The organism is Streptococcus sp. HF-2466 (assembly GCF_015594645.1).
GTDB lineage: Bacteria > Bacillota > Bacilli > Lactobacillales > Streptococcaceae > Streptococcus > Streptococcus anginosus.
In genome coordinates, this window is the sequence record NZ_JADNQU010000002.1 from 107,147 (window position 1) to 128,024 (window position 20,878).

At 39.5% G+C, this 20,878-nt stretch carries 21 protein-coding genes; 17 read left to right on the forward strand and 4 right to left on the reverse strand.

Features of this window, described 5'->3' with window-relative positions; genetic code table 11:
- From IYQ91_RS03200 to IYQ91_RS03245, 10 genes are all read left to right on the forward strand, one after another.
- Entirely contained in the window at positions 1 to 2,382 is a 2,382-nt protein-coding gene (locus IYQ91_RS03200; RefSeq protein ID WP_195673055.1) for a primosomal protein N', read from the forward strand.
- A gap of 73 nt (positions 2,383 to 2,455) precedes the next feature.
- A complete protein-coding gene (fmt, locus tag IYQ91_RS03205) occupies positions 2,456 to 3,391 on the forward strand; it encodes a methionyl-tRNA formyltransferase (protein ID WP_049516855.1) in 936 nt (311 codons plus the stop codon).
- Positions 3,381 to 4,694: a 16S rRNA (cytosine(967)-C(5))-methyltransferase RsmB gene (rsmB, locus tag IYQ91_RS03210; RefSeq protein WP_049516854.1), complete on the forward strand. Its 1,314-nt coding sequence runs from the start codon at positions 3,381 to 3,383 to the stop codon at positions 4,692 to 4,694. The genes fmt and rsmB overlap by 11 nt, the downstream gene beginning before the upstream one ends.
- Positions 4,695 to 4,712: 18 nt before the next feature.
- The gene (locus IYQ91_RS03215; RefSeq protein WP_144209537.1) at positions 4,713 to 5,453 is read left to right on the forward strand and encodes a Stp1/IreP family PP2C-type Ser/Thr phosphatase; all 741 of its coding nucleotides are present in this window, start codon (positions 4,713 to 4,715) and stop codon (positions 5,451 to 5,453) included.
- On the forward strand, positions 5,450 to 7,324 hold the full coding sequence (gene pknB, locus IYQ91_RS03220) for a Stk1 family PASTA domain-containing Ser/Thr kinase (RefSeq protein ID WP_195673056.1): 1,875 nt from the start codon (positions 5,450 to 5,452) through the stop codon (positions 7,322 to 7,324). Before IYQ91_RS03215 ends, pknB begins: the two co-directional genes overlap by 4 nt.
- Before the next feature lie 260 nt (positions 7,325 to 7,584).
- Positions 7,585 to 8,283, forward strand: coding sequence for a cell wall-active antibiotics response protein LiaF (gene liaF, locus IYQ91_RS03225; protein ID WP_003025810.1), 699 nt, complete (start codon positions 7,585 to 7,587; stop codon positions 8,281 to 8,283).
- Positions 8,280 to 9,275 carry a sensor histidine kinase gene (locus IYQ91_RS03230; RefSeq protein ID WP_003025809.1) on the forward strand — a complete coding sequence of 332 codons (996 nt, stop codon included), beginning with the start codon at positions 8,280 to 8,282 and terminating at the stop codon, positions 9,273 to 9,275. The genes liaF and IYQ91_RS03230 overlap by 4 nt, the downstream gene beginning before the upstream one ends.
- Before the next feature lies 1 nt (position 9,276).
- Positions 9,277 to 9,909, forward strand: a complete 633-nt coding sequence (locus IYQ91_RS03235; protein ID WP_021001361.1) for a response regulator transcription factor — start codon at positions 9,277 to 9,279, stop codon at positions 9,907 to 9,909.
- Positions 9,910 to 9,948: 39 nt separating this feature from the next.
- Positions 9,949 to 11,349 carry a bifunctional Cof-type HAD-IIB family hydrolase/peptidylprolyl isomerase gene (locus IYQ91_RS03240; protein WP_195673057.1) on the forward strand — a complete coding sequence of 467 codons (1,401 nt, stop codon included), beginning with the start codon at positions 9,949 to 9,951 and terminating at the stop codon, positions 11,347 to 11,349.
- A gap of 1 nt (position 11,350) precedes the next feature.
- A complete protein-coding gene (locus IYQ91_RS03245; protein WP_003025803.1) occupies positions 11,351 to 11,725 on the forward strand; it encodes a S1 RNA-binding domain-containing protein in 375 nt (124 codons plus the stop codon).
- 125 nt (positions 11,726 to 11,850) lie between these two features.
- On the opposite strand, the gene IYQ91_RS03250 is transcribed toward IYQ91_RS03245, so the two are convergent.
- The 3 genes from IYQ91_RS03250 to recX form a co-directional block, all read right to left on the reverse strand.
- A complete protein-coding gene (locus IYQ91_RS03250) occupies positions 11,851 to 12,168 on the reverse strand; it encodes a DUF960 domain-containing protein (protein WP_003031462.1) in 318 nt (105 codons plus the stop codon).
- 119 nt (positions 12,169 to 12,287) lie between these two features.
- The gene (locus IYQ91_RS03255; RefSeq protein WP_003031472.1) at positions 12,288 to 12,821 is read right to left on the reverse strand and encodes a nucleoside tri-diphosphate phosphatase; all 534 of its coding nucleotides are present in this window, start codon (positions 12,819 to 12,821) and stop codon (positions 12,288 to 12,290) included.
- 77 nt (positions 12,822 to 12,898) lie between these two features.
- Complete coding sequence (gene recX / locus IYQ91_RS03260) at positions 12,899 to 13,684, reverse strand: recombination regulator RecX (protein ID WP_195673058.1); 786 nt, start codon at positions 13,682 to 13,684, stop codon at positions 12,899 to 12,901.
- A 37-nt stretch (positions 13,685 to 13,721) separates the two neighbouring features.
- Between recX and rlmD the strand changes: the two genes are divergently transcribed.
- Both rlmD and IYQ91_RS03270 read left to right on the forward strand, forming a co-directional pair.
- Positions 13,722 to 15,080, forward strand: coding sequence for a 23S rRNA (uracil(1939)-C(5))-methyltransferase RlmD (gene rlmD, locus IYQ91_RS03265; RefSeq protein WP_195673059.1), 1,359 nt, complete (start codon positions 13,722 to 13,724; stop codon positions 15,078 to 15,080).
- 1 nt (position 15,081) lies between these two features.
- Positions 15,082 to 15,513 (forward strand): cytidine deaminase family protein, encoded by a 432-nt coding sequence (locus tag IYQ91_RS03270; protein WP_195673060.1) that lies wholly within the window; start codon positions 15,082 to 15,084, stop codon positions 15,511 to 15,513.
- 290 nt (positions 15,514 to 15,803) lie between these two features.
- Here the strand turns inward: IYQ91_RS03270 and IYQ91_RS03275 are convergent, their stop codons facing one another.
- Positions 15,804 to 16,736 carry a nitronate monooxygenase gene (locus IYQ91_RS03275; protein WP_195673061.1) on the reverse strand — a complete coding sequence of 311 codons (933 nt, stop codon included), beginning with the start codon at positions 16,734 to 16,736 and terminating at the stop codon, positions 15,804 to 15,806.
- A 309-nt stretch (positions 16,737 to 17,045) separates the two neighbouring features.
- Between IYQ91_RS03275 and IYQ91_RS03280 the strand changes: the two genes are divergently transcribed.
- The 5 genes from IYQ91_RS03280 (at position 17,046) to IYQ91_RS10105 (ending at position 20,405) form a co-directional block, all read left to right on the forward strand.
- Positions 17,046 to 17,279, forward strand: coding sequence for a DUF1858 domain-containing protein (locus IYQ91_RS03280; RefSeq protein ID WP_003025778.1), 234 nt, complete (start codon positions 17,046 to 17,048; stop codon positions 17,277 to 17,279).
- Positions 17,279 to 18,643: a DUF438 domain-containing protein gene (locus tag IYQ91_RS03285; RefSeq protein WP_195673062.1), complete on the forward strand. Its 1,365-nt coding sequence runs from the start codon at positions 17,279 to 17,281 to the stop codon at positions 18,641 to 18,643. The genes IYQ91_RS03280 and IYQ91_RS03285 overlap by 1 nt, the downstream gene beginning before the upstream one ends.
- A gap of 10 nt (positions 18,644 to 18,653) precedes the next feature.
- Entirely contained in the window at positions 18,654 to 18,908 is a 255-nt protein-coding gene (locus IYQ91_RS03290) for a DUF1912 family protein (protein WP_106082900.1), read from the forward strand.
- Between the two features lie 339 nt (positions 18,909 to 19,247).
- Positions 19,248 to 19,814: a GNAT family N-acetyltransferase gene (locus tag IYQ91_RS03295; protein WP_195673063.1), complete on the forward strand. Its 567-nt coding sequence runs from the start codon at positions 19,248 to 19,250 to the stop codon at positions 19,812 to 19,814.
- 66 nt (positions 19,815 to 19,880) lie between these two features.
- Positions 19,881 to 20,405 carry a hypothetical protein gene (locus IYQ91_RS10105; protein WP_324252979.1) on the forward strand — a complete coding sequence of 175 codons (525 nt, stop codon included), beginning with the start codon at positions 19,881 to 19,883 and terminating at the stop codon, positions 20,403 to 20,405.
- The last annotated feature ends 473 nt before the right edge of the window (positions 20,406 to 20,878 follow it).

The following is a 20,878-nucleotide window of genomic DNA, read 5'->3' on the forward strand; positions in this document are numbered from 1 at the left end:
GTGCAACTTGCAAAAGTCATTGTGGATGTCCCTTTAATGCAGACTGATAAACCTTACAGTTATACGGTTCCGAAAGAATTTTCAACTATGCTAGAAGTTGGTATGCGTGTGCATGTGCCTTTTGGGAAAGCCAATCGCTTGATTCAGGGGATTGTCGTAGAGCTGACAGAAGAAACGACACCAGAATTGAAAGAGATTGCAGAGGTTTTGGACTTTACGCCAGTTTTAAATGAGGAGCAGCTGTGGTTGGCAGAAGAATTGAGAAAATCTGTCTTTTCTTACAAAATTTCAATTTTAAAAGCTATGTTGCCGGGATTTTTGAATTCTAGCTATGATAAGATTCTTCATGCGCAACCTTCTTTGAATAAAGAAGATCGACTGCTCATTTTTGGCAATGCAGATCAGCAGCATTTCTCATCGCTTGATAAAGAGCTGCAAGCTAAGGTAATGCGTTTGACACGGCAAGGGGCGATTCAGGTAGAATACCAAGCGATAGATCAAAAGCATATTAAAACAGAAAAATGGTATCAAGTTAATCAAGAAATTTTGGAGCAGCTAGTCATTCCCCAACGGGCGAAAAAAAAGCAAGCCTTGCGAGACGTTTTGCAAGGTCAGACTGACATGTACCGTTTGGCGGATTTGAAAGAGCATTTTTCAAGAGAGGTCATTCATTATTTTGTGGAGCAAGAGGCTGTACAAATCATCGAAAAAGAAGTTAGTCGTTCTGAGGCTTATTTTGAAAATGTTGCAACAGATTCTGCATTGGTGCTAAATGAAGAGCAGGAAGCTGCGGTTCAAGCTATCACGCAGCAGATTGGGCAGGGTGGTAAGCCATTTCTGCTAGAAGGAGTGACAGGTAGTGGTAAGACAGAGGTTTATTTGCAGGTCATTCAAGAGGCGCTCAGCCGTGGCAAGACAGCCATTATGTTAGTGCCTGAAATTTCCTTGACACCACAAGTTACAAACCGCTTCATTTCGCGTTTTGGAAAGAAAGTAGCCATTCTTCACTCAGGTCTTTCAAATGGGGAAAGGTATGATGAATGGCGCAAAGTTGAGCGAGGAGCAGCACAAGTGGTTGTTGGTGCTCGTTCTGCTATTTTTGCTCCTTTAAAAAATATTGGTGCAATTATCATTGATGAGGAACATGAAGCGAGTTACAAGCAAGACTCCAATCCACGCTATCATGCACGAGATGTCGCTTTACTACGTGCAAAGTACAATCAAGCCATTCTGGTGTTGGGGTCGGCGACGCCGAGTTTAGAAAGCAGAGCGCGGGCTGGCAAAGGTGTGTATCACTTTTTGCAACTGACCAAGCGAGCAAATCCGCAAGCTCAGATTCCTGAAGTGGAAATTGTGGATTTTCGTGATTATATTGGGCAAAATGAAGCTAGTAATTTCACGCCTGTTTTGTTAGAAGCCATTCAAGATAAGCTAGATAGAAAAGAGCAGGTTGTCCTAATGTTGAATCGACGGGGCTATTCTAGTTTTGTCATGTGTCGTGAATGTGGAACGGTTGATACCTGTCCAAATTGTGATATTTCCTTGACCTTGCACATGGATACCAAAAGCATGAATTGTCACTATTGTGGTTTCTCAAAAGGGATTCCTCATAGTTGCCCGAATTGCTCCAGCAGGAGCATTCGTTACTATGGGACTGGGACGCAAAAAGCCTATGATGAATTAGCAGAAGCCTTTCCGCAGGCTCGTATTTTGAGAATGGATATTGATACTACTCGGAAAAAGGGCAGTCATGAACAAATTCTCAAAGAGTTTGGAGACGGACAGGCAGATATTTTGCTGGGAACCCAGATGATTGCAAAGGGTCTGGATTTTCCAAATGTTACTCTCGTGGGAGTGCTCAATGCGGATACGGCTTTGAATTTGCCAGATTTTCGTTCATCTGAGCGCACCTTTCAACTCTTAACTCAGGTTGCTGGGCGTGCAGGACGAGCTGAAAAGGAAGGTCATGTGATTATTCAAAGTTACAATCCGAACCATTATGCGATTACTTTTGCGAAAAATCAGGATTATGAGGGCTTTTATGCTTATGAAATGAGTATTAGAAAGCAGTTGGCCTATCCACCTTATTATTTTACGGTGGGGCTTACCTTGTCTCATAAAATAGAAGCAGAGGTTGTTAAAAAGTCATATACAGTGCTGAATATGATACGTTCTGCTCTGTCAGAGAAGGCTCAGATATTAGGACCAACTCCTAAGCCGATTGCCCGCACTCACAACCTCTATCACTATCAATTGATTATTAAATACCGTTTTGAGGAGCATTTGCAAGATGTGTTGAATCAGATTTTGGATTGGACACAAGAAAAGGACAATAAGGACTTACGTTTAAGCATAGACCATGAACCACAAAGTTTTATGTAGCCTTATTTTAGCCTTTTTTAAAGAAATACACGACTTCTTCTGATATAATAGTAAAAAAGAATATGAGGAAACCATGACAAACATTATTTTTATGGGAACGCCGGATTTTTCTGCAACGGTACTCAAAGGATTGCTGGAAAGCAAACAGTACGAGATTTTGGCAGTAGTTACACAGCCAGATCGCGCAGTAGGACGCAAAAAAGAAATCCGCATGACGCCTGTTAAAGAACTGGCTTTAGACTATGGCTTACCAATCTATCAGCCAGAGAAATTGTCTAAAAGTGCTGAATTAGATAGTTTGATGAATTTAAACGCTGATGGTATCGTCACAGCAGCTTTCGGTCAATTTTTACCAAGCAAATTGCTAGATTCGGTCAATTTTTCCGTCAATGTGCATGCTTCGTTGTTACCAAAATATCGCGGAGGAGCTCCCATTCACTACGCCATTATCAATGGTGACAAAGAAGCCGGTGTGACTATTATGGAAATGGTCAAAGAGATGGATGCGGGTGATATGATTGCGCGTCGAGCGATTCCTATTGAGGAAACAGACAATGTTGGGACGATGTTTGAAAAGTTAGCGTTGGTCGGACGTGATTTGCTACTTGAGAGCTTGCCTAGTTATCTAGCTGGAGATTTAAAACCAGTTCCGCAAGACAAAAATCAAGTTACCTTTTCACCAAATATTTCACCAGAAGAGGAGAGAATTGATTGGACCAAGACCAATCGACAACTTTTTAATCAGATTCGAGGCATGTATCCGTGGCCTGTAGCGCATACGCTTTTAAATGGAGAACGTTTTAAAATTTACGAAGCTACTCCAGTAGAGGGCTTAGGACAAGCTGGAGAAATCCTTGTTATCGGAAAAAAAGAATTGATTGTGGCAACTGGTGAAGGTGCACTTTCTCTTCAAACAGTACAGCCAGCTGGAAAGCCCAAAATGACTATCATTGATTTTCTGAATGGTCTGGGACGGCAATTATCAGTAGGTGATTTCTTTGGTCAATAAAATAAAAACAGCGCGGCAAACGGCTCTTGCAGTTTTAGAAGCAGTTTTTTCAGAAGGAGCTTATTCCAATATTGCTCTCAATCAGGCTTTGTTAGGAGTGCCTTTAAGTTCTGCAGACAAAGGACTTGTAACAGAAATTGTATATGGTACCGTTGCACGTAAAATCACTTTAGAATGGTATTTGTCTCATGTTATTGAAAATCGAGATAAGTTGGATTCCTGGCTTTATATTCTTTTGTTGATGAGTTTGTATCAAATACAGTATCTTGATAAAATTCCAGCGCATGCGGTCGTCAATGAAGCGGTAGAGCTGGCAAAGGCACGAAAAAAGGGAAGCGAAAAGTTCGTCAATGCAGTGCTGCGAAGACTATTGCGGGACGGTGTGGCAGATATAGGCAGTATTAAACGTAAAAACAAACGCTATTCTATTCAGTATTCTCTGCCAGTTTGGCTGGTTAAAGTGCTGATTGAAGAGTACGGTGAAAAACGAGCTCTAGCTATTTTCGAGAGTTTATTTCTTCGAAATAAAGCCAGCGTTCGAGTAGTGGACCTAAGCCGTAAAGAAGAATTAAAACAACTGTTGCAGGCAGAAGATTCGCTATTAGCTCCGAGTGCGTTGGTGAAAAGCCACGGTCATTTTGCAGGGCATGCCTTGTTTGAAGAAGGTGCTATTACTATTCAAGACGAATCTAGCCAATTGGTCGCGCCAACTCTTGAATTGCGCGGCGATGAAAAAGTGTTAGACGCATGCAGTGCACCCGGTGGTAAAACCATGCACATTGCTTCTTACTTAACGACAGGACAGGTCACGGCATTAGATCTCTATGAGCATAAGTTGGCTCTGATAAAAGAAAATGCACAGCGCTTAGGTGTGGCAGATAAAGTGATTACGAAAAAGCTAGATGCGAGAAAGGTTTTTGAAACTTTTGGAGCAGACGCCTTTGATAAAATTTTAGTAGATGCGCCGTGTTCAGGAATTGGTCTAATCCGACGGAAACCAGATATTAAATACAATAAAGAAAATGCAGATTTTGCCTCGTTGCAAAAAATTCAGCTTGAGATACTGGATAGTGTTTGTCAAAGCTTGCGAAAAGGTGGTATAATAACTTACAGTACCTGTACGATTGTTTCGCAAGAAAATTTTCAAGTTGTTGAGCAGTTTTTGGCAGCTCATCCAAATTTTAAACAGGTAAAACTAGAACATAATAGACAGGATATTCTAAAAGATGGCTGTATTTTAATTACGCCAGAATTATATGGAAGTGACGGATTTTTCATCAGTCAATTCAAACGAATATCCTAACAGGAGGAAACTGACAGTATGGAAATTTCATTATTAACAGATGTTGGTCAGAAGCGTACAAATAATCAAGATTATGCCAATCAATTTGTTAATCGTGCCGGTATGACAATGGTTCTTTTAGCAGATGGTATGGGAGGTCACCGTGCCGGTAACATTGCTAGTGAAATGGCAGTAACAGACCTCGGTGCCGCTTGGGTGGATACTCAAATTGATTCCATTAACGGCGTTCGTGAGTGGTTCGCAGAACATCTCGAAACAGAAAATCAAAAAGTTCATCAATTTGGTCAAGATGAAGAATATAAAGGCATGGGAACGACGCTTGAAGCCTTAGCGATTATTGGTAATCAAGCAATTTATGCCCATGTAGGGGATTCTCGTATTGGTTTAGTGCGCGGTGAAAGTTATCGTCAGTTGACGAGCGACCATTCTTTGGTAAATGAATTGCTTAAGGCGGGACAAATTACGCCTGAGGAGGCAGAGCGTCATCCACAACGCAACATCATCACGCAATCAATCGGCCAAAGAGGTGAAGTGCAGCCTGATGTTGGTATGATTAGTCTAGAGGACGATGATTACATTGTTTTAAATAGCGATGGTTTGTCCAATATGATTTCAGAAAGTGAAATTTATGACATTATGACAAGCGATATTGCTCTTTCAGAAAAGGCAGAAACCTTGATTCGTTTTGCAAATAATGCAGGCGGTCTGGACAATATTACAGTTGCCCTAGTTCATTATCATAAGGAGGACGCAGAATGATTCAAGTCGGCAAGATATTTGCCGGACGATATAAAATCATCAAGCAAATTGGTCGAGGTGGCATGGCAGATGTTTACTTGGCCAAAGATTTGATTTTAGACGGGGAAGAAGTCGCGGTTAAAGTCCTAAGAACGAATTATCAGACGGATCCGATTGCTGTGGCGCGTTTTCAAAGAGAGGCGCGAGCTATGGCAGACTTGGATCATCCTCATATTGTTCGGATTACCGACATTGGAGAAGAAGAAGGTCAGCAATATCTAGCAATGGAATATGTGGCTGGACTCGACTTAAAGCGCTATATCAAAGAGCATGCTCCTTTGTCTAATGAAGAAGCGGTTCGAATCATGGGACAAATCCTTTTGGCGATGCGTTTGGCACACACGCACGGGATTGTTCACCGTGATTTGAAACCTCAAAATGTCCTTTTAACTCCAGATGGCGATGCAAAAGTCACTGACTTTGGAATTGCGGTAGCTTTTGCAGAAACGAGCTTAACGCAAACCAACTCTATGCTGGGGTCTGTACATTATTTGTCACCAGAACAGGCGCGTGGTTCAAAAGCGACCGTTCAGAGCGATATTTATGCCATGGGGATTATTTTCTATGAAATGCTGACAGGACATATCCCTTATGATGGAGATAGTGCTGTTACGATTGCCCTACAGCATTTCCAAAAGCCTCTTCCTTCTGTGATTGCTGAAAATCCAAACGTTCCACAAGCATTGGAAAATGTAGTCATCAAGGCAACGGCAAAAAAATTGACGGATCGTTATCAGTCAGTTGCAGAAATGTATGTGGATTTATCAAGCTGCTTATCTGCTGACCGTCGAAATGAGAAAAAACTAGTTTTTGATGACACTGCTAAAGCAGACACAAAGACACTGCCGAAAGTATCACAAAATACCTTGACTTCTGCGACGAAGTCAACACCTACTCCTACAAAAGAAGCAGTCAGTAGTAAGCCTACGCCTACGCCAAAAGCAAAAAAGAAGCGCCGTTTAAGAACGCGCTATAAAGTTTTGTTATCAGCGGTGGTTTTAGTCATCGTAGCTCTGGTGGCTTTGGTCTATTTGAGTCCATCAAATGTAAAAATTCCAGATGTTACTGGAAAAACTATTGCCCAAGCTCGTTCTGCAATTGAAACTGCAGGTTTGAAAGTTGGCAAGGAAAAAGACGAATACAGTGATTCTGTTAAAAAAGACTCAGTCATTCGCACCAATCCAGAAGCGGGAACGCAACGTCGTGAGGGCAGTACGGTGGATCTGATTGTCTCAAAAGGGACTAAAACTTTTATTATGGAAGATTATAAAGGTCAGAAAAGAGCAGATGCCATCAACAATCTGGTACAAAAATACAAGGTTTCAAAAGGCTTAATTAAAACAGAAGAAGTTGAAAGTAGTGAGTATGCGGCAGGAACAGTTGTTGATCAAACACCAGCAGCAGGCAGCACTTATGATTTGACTTCAAAGACCCGTATTACGTTAAAAGTAGCGAAGTCCGTTTCAAGTGTCACGATGCCAAGCTATATCGGTTCAACCTATGAATTTGCTTATAATAATTTGACGGAAGTGATTGGTATTCAAGGTGCGAATATTGAAAAACGTACGGTTACAACAGCTCCAGCGGGTACACAGGCAAATACGATTATCAGACAAGCCCCAGAAGCTGGTCAGTCTTTGAATTTGAAGAGTGATCGCATTGTCTTATATGTATATGAGCCAAAAACCGAAGATTCTTCAACATCTGAAAGTAGTTCACAATCTGATAGCAGCTCAGATAAAACTAGCCCATCCTCTAGCAGTTCGTCAACTAGTGGTAATGATGGAAGCAGCTCAAAAACACCAGACACAAGTGCTAGTGCAAGTAATTAAAAAAGAGAGAGGATAAAATCGTAGTTTTGTTAAACCGATTTTCCCTCACTCTTTTTTTGCACTCGTTTTACATCATTGATAAGCATTGTTTTTGCTCAATCAAGTTTATCCAGTATATTGTAAATAAAAATGTTAGCTTCTAGGACTACAAACTAGAACTTGAAAATATTTTCTTCCAGTTCACTCCCTTCTTTTCATACCTTAGCCGGAGGAATTTTTGTAAGTTTTTGATACAATAGAGTAAGAAAGGTATCGAGGCTATGAGAAAGATCCAATTTTTTATCTTTGTTGAATCTATTCTATTAACATTTGCATTAGTGACCATTTTGTCTGGTCATTTTTCACGTGTTATTCTTTTTTTGGTGCTCTTCTTGTTATTGCTCTATTATTATTTTGGAAAACAAAGAGGAAATTTTCTGCTAGTAACCTCTACCATACTGCTCTTTTTCATTATTATGCTCAATCCTTATGTTATTGCTGCCTTGCTCTTTGCGGTCATTTATGGCATGATTGTGGCTTATCCTTACATTTATAAGGAAAATGGAGTGACGAATCTCATCTTTGATGATGCAGTAGAACAAAAACGTGAAAAAAATCAATGGTTGGGAAATCTTCATCATTTTGGCTCATCAGATACCTGTCGATTTGATGACATCAATCTTTTCCGTCTTATGGGTAAAGATACGATTCATTTGGAACAAGTCATTATCACAAACCATGACAATGTGATTATTTTGCGAAAATTTTTCGGAAATACAAAAATCATCGTGCCAGTTGATGTGGCAGTCAGCCTGAAAGTGAATAATTTATATGGTGAATTGCAGTTTTTAGATCAACCTGTTTATGAATTGCGAAATGAAAGTATCAGCCTAACGACACCAGACTTCAAGCGAGCACATAAAAGCGTCAAAATTGTCCTGTCAACGTTTTTAGGAAATGTTGAGGTGGTTCGCAAATGAAAAAAGTCTACTATCTCTTGATTAGCTTTTATTCCCTACTCATTTTAGGAATCATTATTCATTATATTTTTAGCCTATTTAATTTTGATTGGCAACTGATTTTTAGTAATGTAGAGCGGTTGGAAAAGTTCAGTTTCTTTGTGATTGTACTGACTTTATCTCTGACGATGCTGATGATTTTAGGTGTTAAAGTGATTCAAATGGTCACTTTATCTGCCATTCAGACAAATCTAAAAAATGTTTTAGAAGGTCGAGAATTGCAAGAAATTCATCATCCTGAAATTGATATCTCTTTTCGGCAGATTTCAGAGAAATTAACTCATTTGACAGAAAATCTGCAAAAGTCAGAGAACCGTGCCTTGCAAAATGAGGAGACGATTATTGAGAAAGAGCGCAAGCGAATGGCGCGTGACTTGCATGATACGGTCAGTCAAGAGCTTTTTGCTGCCAATATGATTTTGTCAGGTGTGACAGGCCAAGTGGAGAATTTAGATACAGATGCATTATCAAAACAATTGATTGGCGTATCAGGAATTTTAAATACAGCTCAGCGTGATTTGCGTATCTTGCTTCTACATTTGAGACCGACAGAGTTGGAAGGAAAAAGCTTGGTTGAAGGGCTGAATCTCATCTTGAAAGAGCTATCAGATAAAAGCGATATTGAGGTGAGCTTTCATCATGATGTGCAAAAATTACCGAAACAGATTGAGGAGCATATTTTTAGAATTGCTCAGGAAATTATCAGTAATACGCTTCGCCATGCCAATGCAAATCATTTAGATGTTTATCTATATCAAACACCGTACGAATTGCAGTTAAAGATGATAGATGATGGGATTGGCTTTGAGCACACTTCGTCTGATGAATTGAGTTATGGTTTGAAAAATATAGAAGAAAGAGTAAACGATATGGCAGGAACGATTCAGATTTTAACGGCTCCTAAACAAGGAGTAGTGATTGACATTCGTGTACCTTTATTGAAAGGAGTTTAGGATGCATATTTTATTAGTAGATGACCATGAAATGGTACGACTTGGCTTGAAAGGTTATTTGGATTTACAAGACGATGTGGATGTAGTGGCAGAAGCTTCAAATGGTCGCGAAGGAGTTGAAAAAGCTTTGGAGTTGCGTCCGGATGTGATTATGATGGACATTGTTATGCCTGAAATGAGTGGGATTGAAGCGACACTTGCTATTTTGAAAGAATGGCCTGAAGCTAAAATTCTCATTTTGACTTCTTATTTGGATAATGAAAAAATTTATCCGGTTTTAGACGCAGGTGCTAAAGGATATATGCTGAAAACATCTAGTGCTGATGATATTTTACGAGCTGTCCGAAAAGTAGCTAAGGGTGAACTTGCCATTGAAACAGAGGTCAGCCAAAAAGTGGAATATCATCGAAATCATATTGAATTGCACGAAGATTTGACTGCGCGTGAGCGAGATATTTTAGGACTACTGGCAAAAGGTTATGAAAATCAACGCATAGCAGATGAATTATTTATTTCTTTAAAGACAGTGAAAACACATGTGTCCAATATCTTATCAAAGCTAGAAGTGAGCGATCGTACACAAGCTGTTGTTTATGCTTTCCAACATCACCTTGTCCCACAAGATGACATTTAGTGGTATAATAGAAAACAGAATAATTGCTAGAGGGAGATTATGGACGCAAAATTAAAATACAAATCCAAGAAGATCAAAATCGTCTTTTTTGATATTGATGATACCTTGCGAGTAAAAGCAACTGGCTACATTCCAGAATCGATCAAAACAGTTTTTAAACAATTAAAAGAAAAAGGAATTTTGACGGGAATTGCTTCAGGGAGAGGAATTTTTGGTGTGGTGCCGGAGTTGAAAGCGTTGCAGCCTGATTTTTTTGTCACCTTGAATGGGTCCTATATTGAAGATAAAGCAGGAAAGGTTATTGCGCAAACCCCGATTGATCGAAATTTAGTAGAAACTTATATCGCTTGGACGAAGGAAGTTGGGATTGACTTTGGCCTCGTTGGTAGTCATGAGGCAGCGCTTTCGACGCGAACACCGCTTATTGACGAAGCCATTGATATTGTTTATCCTAATTTACCTATTCAGCCAGATTTTTATCAAGATCACAACGTTTATCAAATGTGGACATTTGAAGATATTGGAGATAGCTTGCAATTGCCTAAAGAGTTAGAAGAACATCTACGATTGGTTCGCTGGCATCCGCATTCATCAGATGTAGTTCTAACAAATGGTTCAAAAGCATCTGGAGTTGCGACAGTTGTGGAGCATCTAGGGTTGAAGCCTGAGAATGTGATGGTTTTTGGAGATGAACTCAATGACTTAGAGTTGTTTGATTATGCAGGTATCAGCGTTGCTATGGGGATTTCCCATGAAAAGATCAAAGCAAAGGCTGACTTTGTGACAAAAACAGTAGAAGAAGACGGCATTTTTTATGCCTTAGAGGAGTTAGGAATGGTAGAAAAAGAATTGCATTTTCCGCAAGTGACGATTGAAAAAACAGAAGGTCCGAAAGCGACTATTAAAACCAACCACGGAGATTTGAAAATTCAACTATTTCCAGAGCAAGCGCCGAAGACAGTAGCGAATTTTATCGCTTTGTCAAAGGATGGCTACTATGATGGCGTGATTTTCCACCGCATTATCAAGGATTTCATGATTCAAGGTGGTGACCCAACTGGTACGGGCATGGGTGGCGAATCCATTTATGGTGAAAAGTTTGAAGATGAATTTTCACCAGAATTGTATAATATCCGTGGAGCACTCTCAATGGCTAATGCTGGTCCAAATACAAATGGCAGTCAATTTTTCATCGTGCAAAATAGCAAGATTCCTTATGCACAAAAGGAATTGGAACGGGGTGGTTGGCCAGCACCGATTGCTGAAATCTATGCAAGCAAAGGTGGAACGCCGCATTTGGATCGCAGGCATACTGTGTTTGGTCAATTGCTAGACGAAGCTTCTTATCAAGTGTTAGATAAGATTGCGGCAGTTGAAACTGGTGCAATGGATAAACCACTGGAAGATGTTGTGATTGAAACCATTAAAGTTGAGGATTGAGATGAAAATTGGTGAAAAACTAAAAGGCCGAATTACCGGTATTCAGCCTTATGGTGCTTTTGTGGAACTAGAAACGGGTGACATGGGATTGATTCATATCTCAGAAATTCGGACAGGATATATCGAAAATATCCATGAAATTCTGCATGTCGACGATCAAGTATTGGTGCAGGTGATGGACTATGATGAATTTTCGGGCAAGGCTAGTTTGTCAATGAGAACTCTGGAAGAAGAGAAGCATCATTTGCCTAAACGCCATCGCTTTTCAAATGACCGTTACAAGATTGGTTTTGCACCACTCGCCAAAAGTTTGCCGACTTGGACCAAGGAAGCAATGGATTTTCTGAATCAATCAAAAGAAGAAACTGATGAATAAGCATCAAAGCAGACTTTAAATACTCAATATAAAGCCCTCAATAGAATGGTTCTATGAGGGCTTTTATGTGTTTTCGTACATTAAGGAGTGGTTGTATCATCACATATGCTCTACTTAATATACCATTACATCAAGGTATACTCATCTGGCAGCATAATAGTTTCTTTACCATTATTGTCAGTCACAAAGATTTCTCGTGGAAAAAATGGATCGAAAGCGTCATTAAAATCAAAAGAGACAGTAGTTGACAGACTTGCTTCGGAAAATCGAAATGTTAATTTTCCTTGATGGTTGATGAGTTCAAATCGAAGAAGTTCATCTAATTCAAACACACCTTTTAAAAAATTATCAATGATGTACCAGAAAGAATCAATAATGTCATCTGGCAAACTTGTTACAACGCCAAAGCTGGCATAACGTCCACGTGTATTTGTAAAAGCCATTGTTTCTTCCTTTCTGTGCTCATTCATCAAAGGATTTTCTATATGATACATAAAATAAGCTTGAATTGCAAGAAATTGTTCTTTGAAAATCAAAAAGGACCAGAGGTCCCTTGGCAACTTTAGCGATTCTTTAGCTCTACATAACGTTTGTACCAAATATTGACATAGGCTTGTGAAAAAGGTCCACGCTCATTATTAATCCAGTCTACTAAGATTTTCACATTCTCCTTGAGAATGTAATCTAAATCATTGGAATAGTTCATTTGCCGCTTGTGGCGCTCGTATTCATCCACATCCAGCAATCGCTTTTCACCATTGGTGAAGACTTTGACATCTAAATCATAATCTATGTATTTTAATGCTTCTGCATCAAGATAATAGGGGCTGGCTAGATTGCAATAGTAGGAAATCCCATTTTCGCGGATCATAGCGATAATGTTAAACCAATATTTTTTATGAAAATAGACAATAGCTGGCTCACGTGTCACCCAACGCCGCCCGTCACTTTCTGTGACCAAGGTATGGTCGTTGACACCAATAATGGCGTTTTCTGTTGTTTTTAGTACCATGGTGTCGCGCCAAGTGCGGTGCAGACTTCCATTATGCTTATAACTTTGAATTGTAATAAAGTCGCCTTCTTTTGGAAGCTTCATCATCTACCAACTTTCTACAATTTATCAGGTTATCGCTTTTATTGTAACATATTTTCATGAAAAAACATAAATAAACCTTACATTTTTTGTAGATATTCTTTGAGAGCGCTCGCAATATCGGAGAAATCATAGCCTTTGCGTGCGAGTGCTTGAGTAAGGCGCTGCTTTAAATCATAGCCGTCGTATTTTTGGGAATACTTGCGGTATTGTTTGTCTAATTCTTTGTAAAGCAATTCTTGTTGTTTTTCGTCATCGTTTTCTATGGTAAGGCTTTGATAAGCTGCCTTAGCTTCGGTATAGGAAAAGCCTTTATTGATGAGCTGTTGTAAGATTTTATCGTGAAGCGCTTTTTCTGGAAGCTTCCCTTGATATTTTTTGAGTAATTTTTGAGCAACTGTTTCTGCTAGATTTGTAAAATCATGTTGACCTAGCTCATCATCAATGATAGAAGCAGCAATTCCTTTTTGCATTAACTTTTGCTTGAGTGCATACGCACCTTTGTCTCCAGATAAGAGGTTAGCATTGATAATAGCATGGACATATTTGGAATCATCTAGCCAGTTGTCCTTTTTTAAGCTGTTAATAACATGAACAATCGTTTCCTCTTCCATGTCGTGCTTGCGCAAATAATCATTGACTTCCTTTACAGTACGCTGCTTGAAAGAAAGATGATACAATGCCAGATTTTTTCCATAAGAAAATTGAGCATATTCTTGGATTTCTTTCAGCTCTTGCTTAGTAATGTTCATGCCTTTTGATAACATAAAATGAACAATGGTATCTTCGGTGATATACAGTTTTTCCGTCTCATCCAGCTCTAAGAGATAAAGCCGCTTTTTCTTTTCAATTTTTGTAATTTTCATGATTCTATTATACCTCAAAATATGGTAAGATAGGCTTATGAATCTGAAAGTAAAACAAAAAATCCCCTTGAAAATCAAAAAAATGGGAATCAACGGGGAAGGGATTGGATTTTATAAAAAGACATTGGTCTTTGTACCAGGTGCTTTAAAAGGTGAGGATATTTTTTGTCAAATCACGACGGTTAAGCGTAATTTTGTCGAAGCAAAACTGTTGACGATTAACAAACGCTCTAAGTATCGAGTAGAGCCTCCTTGTGAGATTTATGAAAAATGCGGGGGCTGCCAGATTATGCACTTGCATTATGACAAACAGTTAGAATTTAAGACAGATCTGCTGCGGCAGGCTTTGAAAAAATTTGCACCTCAAGGTTATGAAAACTACGAGATTCGTCCAACGATTGGTATGCAAGAACCTCAATATTATCGAGCGAAGTTGCAGTTTCAAACACGGAAATTTAAGGGAGATGTAAAAGCGGGTCTTTATGCGCAGAATTCTCATTATCTGATTTCTTTGAAAAACTGTCTGGTTCAAGATAAGGTAACGCAGAGAATTATCAATAAAGTGGCCCTCCTTTTGGGGAAGTACAATTTTCCTATTTATGATGAGCGAAAAAATGCCGGCGTTCGGACGGTTATGATTCGCAGGGCTCGAAAAACGGGACAGGTGCAGATGATTTTTGTTACGGGAAAGAAGTTGGACTTCTCTCCTGTCATTCGCGATTTGTCAGCAGAATTTCCAGAGTTGGAAACAGTGGCGGTCAATTACCATACGACAAAATCAAGTGAAATCTATGGAGATAGGACGGAGATTATCTGGGGGAAAGAAACCATTCAGGAAGGTGTTTTGGATTACGAGTTTTCCTTATCGCCTAGGGCTTTTTACCAGCTCAATCCAGAGCAAACAGAGGTGCTTTACAGTGAAGCAGTTAAGGCTCTGGATGTCGATTCAAAGGATTGCCTGATTGATGCTTATTGTGGTGTGGGAACGATTGGCTTTGCTTTTGCTAAAAAAGTAAAGTCTCTTCGTGGCATGGATATTATACCAGAAGCTATTGAGGATGCTAAGCGAAATGCCAAGAAGATGGGCTTTGACAATGCTCATTATGAAGCTGGGACTGCTGAAAGCATTATTCCTCGCTGGTACAAGGAAGGCTATCGAGCAGATGCCTTGATTGTGGATCCGCCACGGACTGGCTTAGATGATAAGCTGCTTGGAACGATTGTTCGTTATGCACCAAAGAAAATGGTTTATGTCTCCTGTAATGTCTCTACTCTAGCTAGAGATTTGATACAATTGAGTAAAGTCTACGATGTTCATTATATTCAATCTGTGGATATGTTTCCACACACAGCCAGGACCGAGGCTGTAGTGAAATTGGTAAAGAAAGAGGATTAGAATGGATATTTGGGAAAAAATGTATGAAGAAGCCAAGAAGCTCTATAATCCGCATGAGGTATCGCCCTTTGTGTACGCTAATCATGTTGTAGCAGCTATTGAAGCAGAGGATGGAAAGATTTATACTGGCTTTTGCTTTGAAGGAACCTGTGTTGTTTTTCATCTCTGCGCTGAAAGGGCAGCAGCTTTTAATATGTATCAGTATTCTGGACAGACAAAAATGAAACGAGTGTTGGCTTTTCGTGATAAACCACCCTATGGAGGAGGTTCTGGTATGCCTTGTGGGGCGTGTAGAGAATTTTTAATGGAGTTGAATCCTGAGAATCGTCATCTAGAGTTTATGTTGGATTTTGAAAAACGCGAAACGATTACTTTGGGAGAACTCATGCCTTACTGGTGGGGACAAGAACGTACTGAAAATGACGGGAAATGATATGAAATACTTTTACTGTATGTTAGAATAATATACAAGGCACTTCCTAACAACGAAAGTTCAAAGAATCAGGATGTAAAAATTGCAAAGAAGGTATCCTGTAGCAATGCTATTGATATTTTATAGCATTTGGTAAATGGGATAGAATGACTTGTTCATGAGTGAGCCTAGTTTAAGGCAGATGACAAATAGGCGACAGAAGTTGAGCAGTAAAATGAAACGCAAATATTTTCAACTACTTCAGCAATAGAAAAACTTGTAGAGATCATTTTCTACAAGTTTTTTCGATTTTACAAGGAAATCTCTGTGTTTTCCAATGCTTTTTGTGCATCTGAGACGATTGTTTCAATGATTTCTTTGCATGGTCGGATTTCTTTTATCATACCAGCAATTTGACCGCACATCATGGAGCCGTTTTTTGTGTCTCCGTCATATACAGCTTTTGAGAGAGCTCCAATAGTAATCTCTTCCAGTTCCTCACGGCTGGTACCTTTATTTTCAAGTTCTATATAATGGTCTGTCATTTCGTTTCGGATACAACGAACGGGGGCACCCGCCCTCCTGCCTGTGACAGCTGTATCTGTATCATTTGCCTTGAGAACTGCTTCTTTATAACTTTCAGCGATTGGGCATTCTTCTGATGCGAGAAATACCGTACCGAGTTGAACTCCTTGTGCGCCTAAAACGAAAGCAGCAGCAAGCCCGCGACCGTCTGCAATACCTCCTGCACCAATCACGGGAATATCAACTGCATCAGTAATTTGTGGCAGCAAAGCCATGGTATTGGTGCTACCGATATGACCACCCGCTTCAGATCCTTCAGCGATAACAGCGTCAACACCTAATTCTTGCATTTTTTTAGCATGTTTCACGCTGGCAATGACCGGAATAACCTTGATACCTGCTTCTTTGAGAGCAGGCAGAATAAATTTAGGGGTGCCAGCACCAGTTGTCACAATAGGAACTTTTTCTTCGATGATAACATTCACAAGCTCTTCGACATTTTTCAGCATCAGCATCACATTAACAGCGAATGGTTTGTCTGTGAGTTTACGCAATTCACGAATTTCTTCGCGCAATTGGTCGCCAGTCATACCACCTGAAGCAATAATCCCCAAGCCACCCGCTTCTGAAACAGCAGCAGCCAACTGATAGTGAGAAATTTGCGCCATAGCACCTTGAAAAATTGGATATTTGATGTTTAGTAAAGTTGTAATAGACATACTATCTCCTTCATCCTGTTTTTGAAATTATTATATCACGATTATAAAAACGTTTTCAAATCTGTGATTTAATAAATTTTCTTTTGTTTGTGAAATATTTTGCTTTAAAAAGAGGGGCTATCAATTATTTTACTTGTGAAAAATACAAAATCATTTTATTATAACAAATACTTATACTATATTAAAAATAGTTATAGATGCTTGATTCAGAAAAATGGAATGAGGCAAAGATAAAGAACGCTTTGATTTTGCTTAGAAAGCAACTGCTTTTTGTGTTATAATAATAGAAAAATGTTCATGAGGTGAAATATGGACAATATCATTGATGTATCCATTCCTGTAGCAGAAGTAGTGGACAAGCACCCAGAAGTGTTAGAAATTTTAGTGGAGCTCGGCTTTAAGCCGCTTGCCAATCCAATCATGCGCAATACGGTTGGTCGCAAGGTGTCGTTAAAGCAAGGTTCTAAGTTAGAGGGAACCCCTATGGATAAAATTGTCATGACATTAGAAGCAAATGGCTATGAAGTGGTGGGGCTAGACTAATGGCAGATGAACGAATTGAGATTTTGAAATCCATTTTGCTGGATTTGCACCATGGTGCAACAGCAGAAGAGGTTCAAGAGCAGTTTAACAAGCATTTTACAGGTGTTTCGGCTATTGAGATCAGTCTTATGGAGCACGAACTGATGAACTCGGATACGGGTGTAACCTTTGAGGATGTCATGTCGCTTTGCAATGTTCATGCGAATCTTTTTAAGGGAGCAGTGAAAAATGTAGAAGTGGCGGACACAGATCATCCAGGACATCCAGTTCAAATTTTTAAGCAGGAAAATCTGGCTCTGAGAGCGGCTCTGTTGCGGATCCGGCGCCTCCTTGATACCTATGCTCAAACAGATGATGCAGAAATGAAGACAGAGTTGGAAAAGGGGTTGATGCGCCAGCTGGGCTTGGTCGGTCAATTTGACATTCATTATCAGCGCAAGGAAGAGCTGATGTTTCCGATTATGGAGAGATATGGTCACGATTCACCACCCAAGGTTATGTGGGGTGTGGACGACCAGATTCGAGAGCTTTTTCAGGAAGCAAAGACCGCTGCTGAAGATTTGTCTAACCTAGGTATCGAGCAAGCTCGAGCAACATTTGAAAATTTTGCGGCTGAGTTTGAAGCGATGATTTTCAAGGAAGAATCCATCTTGCTTATGATTTTGCTGGAATCTTTCACACAGGACGATTGGCTGAAAATTGCAGAAGAAAGTGATGCTTACGGCTATGCGATTATCAAGCCGGCTGAGAAATGGATGCCAGCTCGTCAATCATTCACGGAGACAGAAAAAGAGGCTGCTGAGAAGACTGGAAGCGAAGCGGCAGCTAGTGAGGAGCTTGTGTCAGACGGTACTATTCAGCAGGTCATTGAGACACCTGATGGGCAGGTCACCATTTCTTTTAAGCCAAAAAAGAAAAAGGCAGAAAACAATTTTGATCGACAGGCCCAACAGTCTTTTGGACATGGCTATTTGTCAGTGGAAGAGGCAAATCTAATCTTGAATCATCTGCCGATGGAGATTACCTTTGTCAATAAGGAGGATATTTTCCAGTACTACAATGACAGTGTGCCAGCTGATGAGATGATTTTTAAACGGACGCCGAGTCAAGTGGGGCGCAATGTCGAGCTGTGCCACCCGCCTAAGTTTTTGGAGAAAGTTCGCTTTATTTTTAAGGAATTGCGCGAAGGCAAGCGAGACAAGTTTGTTATGTGGTTCAAGTCTGAGTCGCGGGGCAAATTTGTTCATGTGACGTATGTGGCAGTGCGAGATGAAGCAGGAGAGTTTCAAGGTGTGTTGGAATATGTCCAAGATATTCAGCCTTTCCGTGATATTGAAGAAAATTTCTACCGAGGAGTAGATTAGAAGGAATATAATGACGTACGAACAGGAATTTTTAAAGGATTTTGAAGCTTGGGTCAAAACTCAGGTGACTATCAACGAAATGGCTCTTGAAGAAAGTCAGAAAATTTATGAGGAAGATAAAGATGAACGCGCTAAAGAAGCTGCGATTCGTTATGAGAGCCGCCTAGATGCCTATCAGTTTCTATTGGGGAAATTTGCCAATTATCAAGAGGGCAAGGGATTTCATGACCTACCAGACGGACTTTTTGGACAGAGAAATTATTGATTTTCTCTAGAAAACATGTTAAACTAAATGCATTAGAGGTGTTTTGAATCCCATTTGTCACAGAAAGCGGCACTGCTGAGAAATCCGCACAAATGTCAAAACTGGTTGCTAAGGCTAAAAATGAAATAATGGTGTCTTTTTGTTTACTTTTAGGACTAAGCAGCGAGTTGCGGGCTGTACTGGCGTACATCTAAGCGAGCTAACAACGTAATAAAAGATGAACAAGAAGACCAGAGTTGCGGGCGTCTGCCCGAAATTGGGTGGTACCGCGGATAAACACATTCGTCCCTGTCATGTAGATGGCAGGGGCATTTTTTTTATGGAAAGTGAGGGCTGAAGATGGAGCAAGCACAATTACCTGAACGATTAGAAACCGAACGGCTCGTCTTGCGCGTCCGTACAGTGGCGGATGCCGAGGATATTCATGCCTACGCTAGTTTGCCAGAGGTCGCCTATCCAGCAGCATTTCACCCCGTCAAGACCTTGGAAGATGAGATTTATTATCTGGAGCATATCCTTCCTGAGCGCAATCAAAAGGAAAATCTCCCAGCTGGCTATGGAATTGTCGTCAAAGGAACCGGTAAAGTCATTGGTTCTGTTGACTTCAATCACCGCCACGAAGATGATGTTCTTGAGATTGGCTATACCTTGCATCCAGACTATTGGGGCCAAGGTTATGTACCAGAAGCAGCGCGAGCCTTGATTGACCTAGGCTTTAAAAATTTGGGTCTTCACAAGATTGAACTGGTCTGCTTTGGCTACAATGTCCAAAGTCAACGAGTTGCAGAAAAACTGGGCTTCACCCTCGAATCTCGCATCCGTGACAGAAAGGATGTTCAAGGGAACCGCTGTGACAGTCTCATATATGGCTTGCTGAGGAGTGAGTGGGAGAGTTTAAACTGTTAGTTGAACTGTTCGAGAAAATCGAACAGTTGGGATGTATTGAAGAATTTCGAAAGGGAGGTGAGAAGATTGGAAACAAGCCAGATTATTACTCTAATTAGTGGAGCTGGTCTAGGGGCTATCTTGAGTGCGATTTTAGTGTTTGTAAATAATAGTAAGAGAAATTGGCTTGATTATATTACTAAGGAAAGAACAGAATGGAGAAAAAGTATAAAGTTGATAATTGTTGATTTACTAGACGGAAAAAATAGGAAATCTGCAGTTAGTAGACTTAAATCACAAATCAATCCATATGGCTCTGATATGAATGTAAAATATATTAATGATTATTACATGAAAGATGGACATATTTGGGATCTTTTAAGTAATTTTGATTACTCAGAGGAAAAGTCACAAAAGCTCAGTCAATACCTAGAACTGCTCCTGAAATATGATTGGGAACGTTCGAAAAATGAGGTAGGAATTGGTCGTGCTGCCCTATGGAATCTTTTAAGATGGGGACTGATATTTTTAAATACAATAATGTTTTTCTGGGCAAACAATGTAAACAACATACTCAATATATATCTATCTTTTTTTCAACTATTTTTTTAATTTTGCAATATTTCCTGATAAAATTGCTATCTAAGCTCAATTTTGATTCGCGAAAAGAAAAAATAATTTTATTCCTTTCTTTCATAATGGCGTTTGTATTCCCTTATTTATATTCACTTTATTTAACAATTATTTTATTAAATTTTTATAATCTGATTAAAGTGAATTTGCTAGTAGACATCCTGCCAGTAATCTTAGTGTTAATTATAATTTCTTCAGAAATTTTTTTCCTTTATCAAATTTTCGATATAGGTCACAAATATATTTCTCAAATAAAAAAGATAGAAAAAAATAAGACAGATTTAGAGTTGAAATATTACGGAATTTATAATTTAAACCATAGATTGAAACAAAAATCATGGGATATAAAATATAATATAACAAAAGAAGATGTTAATAAACTAAAAAAAGAACAGATAAAAATACGTAAGAAAATAAATAAGAAACTAAATAAGAAATTAAAAAAGAAGCTA

Bases quoted from the DNA above. Each gene is read 5' to 3' on its own strand.
- fmt (WP_049516855.1), top strand. From the start codon at position 2,456: ATGACAAACATTATTTTTATGGGAACGCCGGATTTTTCTGCAACGGTA.
- IYQ91_RS03215 (WP_144209537.1), top strand. From the start codon at position 4,713: ATGGAAATTTCATTATTAACAGATGTTGGTCAGAAGCGTACAAATAAT.
- pknB (WP_195673056.1), top strand. From the start codon at position 5,450: ATGATTCAAGTCGGCAAGATATTTGCCGGACGATATAAAATCATCAAG.
- liaF (WP_003025810.1), top strand. From the start codon at position 7,585: ATGAGAAAGATCCAATTTTTTATCTTTGTTGAATCTATTCTATTAACA.
- IYQ91_RS03230 (WP_003025809.1), top strand. From the start codon at position 8,280: ATGAAAAAAGTCTACTATCTCTTGATTAGCTTTTATTCCCTACTCATT.
- IYQ91_RS03235 (WP_021001361.1), top strand. From the start codon at position 9,277: ATGCATATTTTATTAGTAGATGACCATGAAATGGTACGACTTGGCTTG.
- IYQ91_RS03240 (WP_195673057.1), top strand. From the start codon at position 9,949: ATGGACGCAAAATTAAAATACAAATCCAAGAAGATCAAAATCGTCTTT.
- IYQ91_RS03245 (WP_003025803.1), top strand. From the start codon at position 11,351: ATGAAAATTGGTGAAAAACTAAAAGGCCGAATTACCGGTATTCAGCCT.
- IYQ91_RS03250 (WP_003031462.1), bottom strand. From the start codon at position 12,168: ATGGCTTTTACAAATACACGTGGACGTTATGCCAGCTTTGGCGTTGTA.
- IYQ91_RS03255 (WP_003031472.1), bottom strand. From the start codon at position 12,821: ATGAAGCTTCCAAAAGAAGGCGACTTTATTACAATTCAAAGTTATAAG.
- recX (WP_195673058.1), bottom strand. From the start codon at position 13,684: ATGAAAATTACAAAAATTGAAAAGAAAAAGCGGCTTTATCTCTTAGAG.
- rlmD (WP_195673059.1), top strand. From the start codon at position 13,722: ATGAATCTGAAAGTAAAACAAAAAATCCCCTTGAAAATCAAAAAAATG.
- IYQ91_RS03270 (WP_195673060.1), top strand. From the start codon at position 15,082: ATGGATATTTGGGAAAAAATGTATGAAGAAGCCAAGAAGCTCTATAAT.
- IYQ91_RS03275 (WP_195673061.1), bottom strand. From the start codon at position 16,736: ATGTCTATTACAACTTTACTAAACATCAAATATCCAATTTTTCAAGGT.
- IYQ91_RS03280 (WP_003025778.1), top strand. From the start codon at position 17,046: ATGGACAATATCATTGATGTATCCATTCCTGTAGCAGAAGTAGTGGAC.
- IYQ91_RS03285 (WP_195673062.1), top strand. From the start codon at position 17,279: ATGGCAGATGAACGAATTGAGATTTTGAAATCCATTTTGCTGGATTTG.
- IYQ91_RS03290 (WP_106082900.1), top strand. From the start codon at position 18,654: ATGACGTACGAACAGGAATTTTTAAAGGATTTTGAAGCTTGGGTCAAA.
- IYQ91_RS03295 (WP_195673063.1), top strand. From the start codon at position 19,248: ATGGAGCAAGCACAATTACCTGAACGATTAGAAACCGAACGGCTCGTC.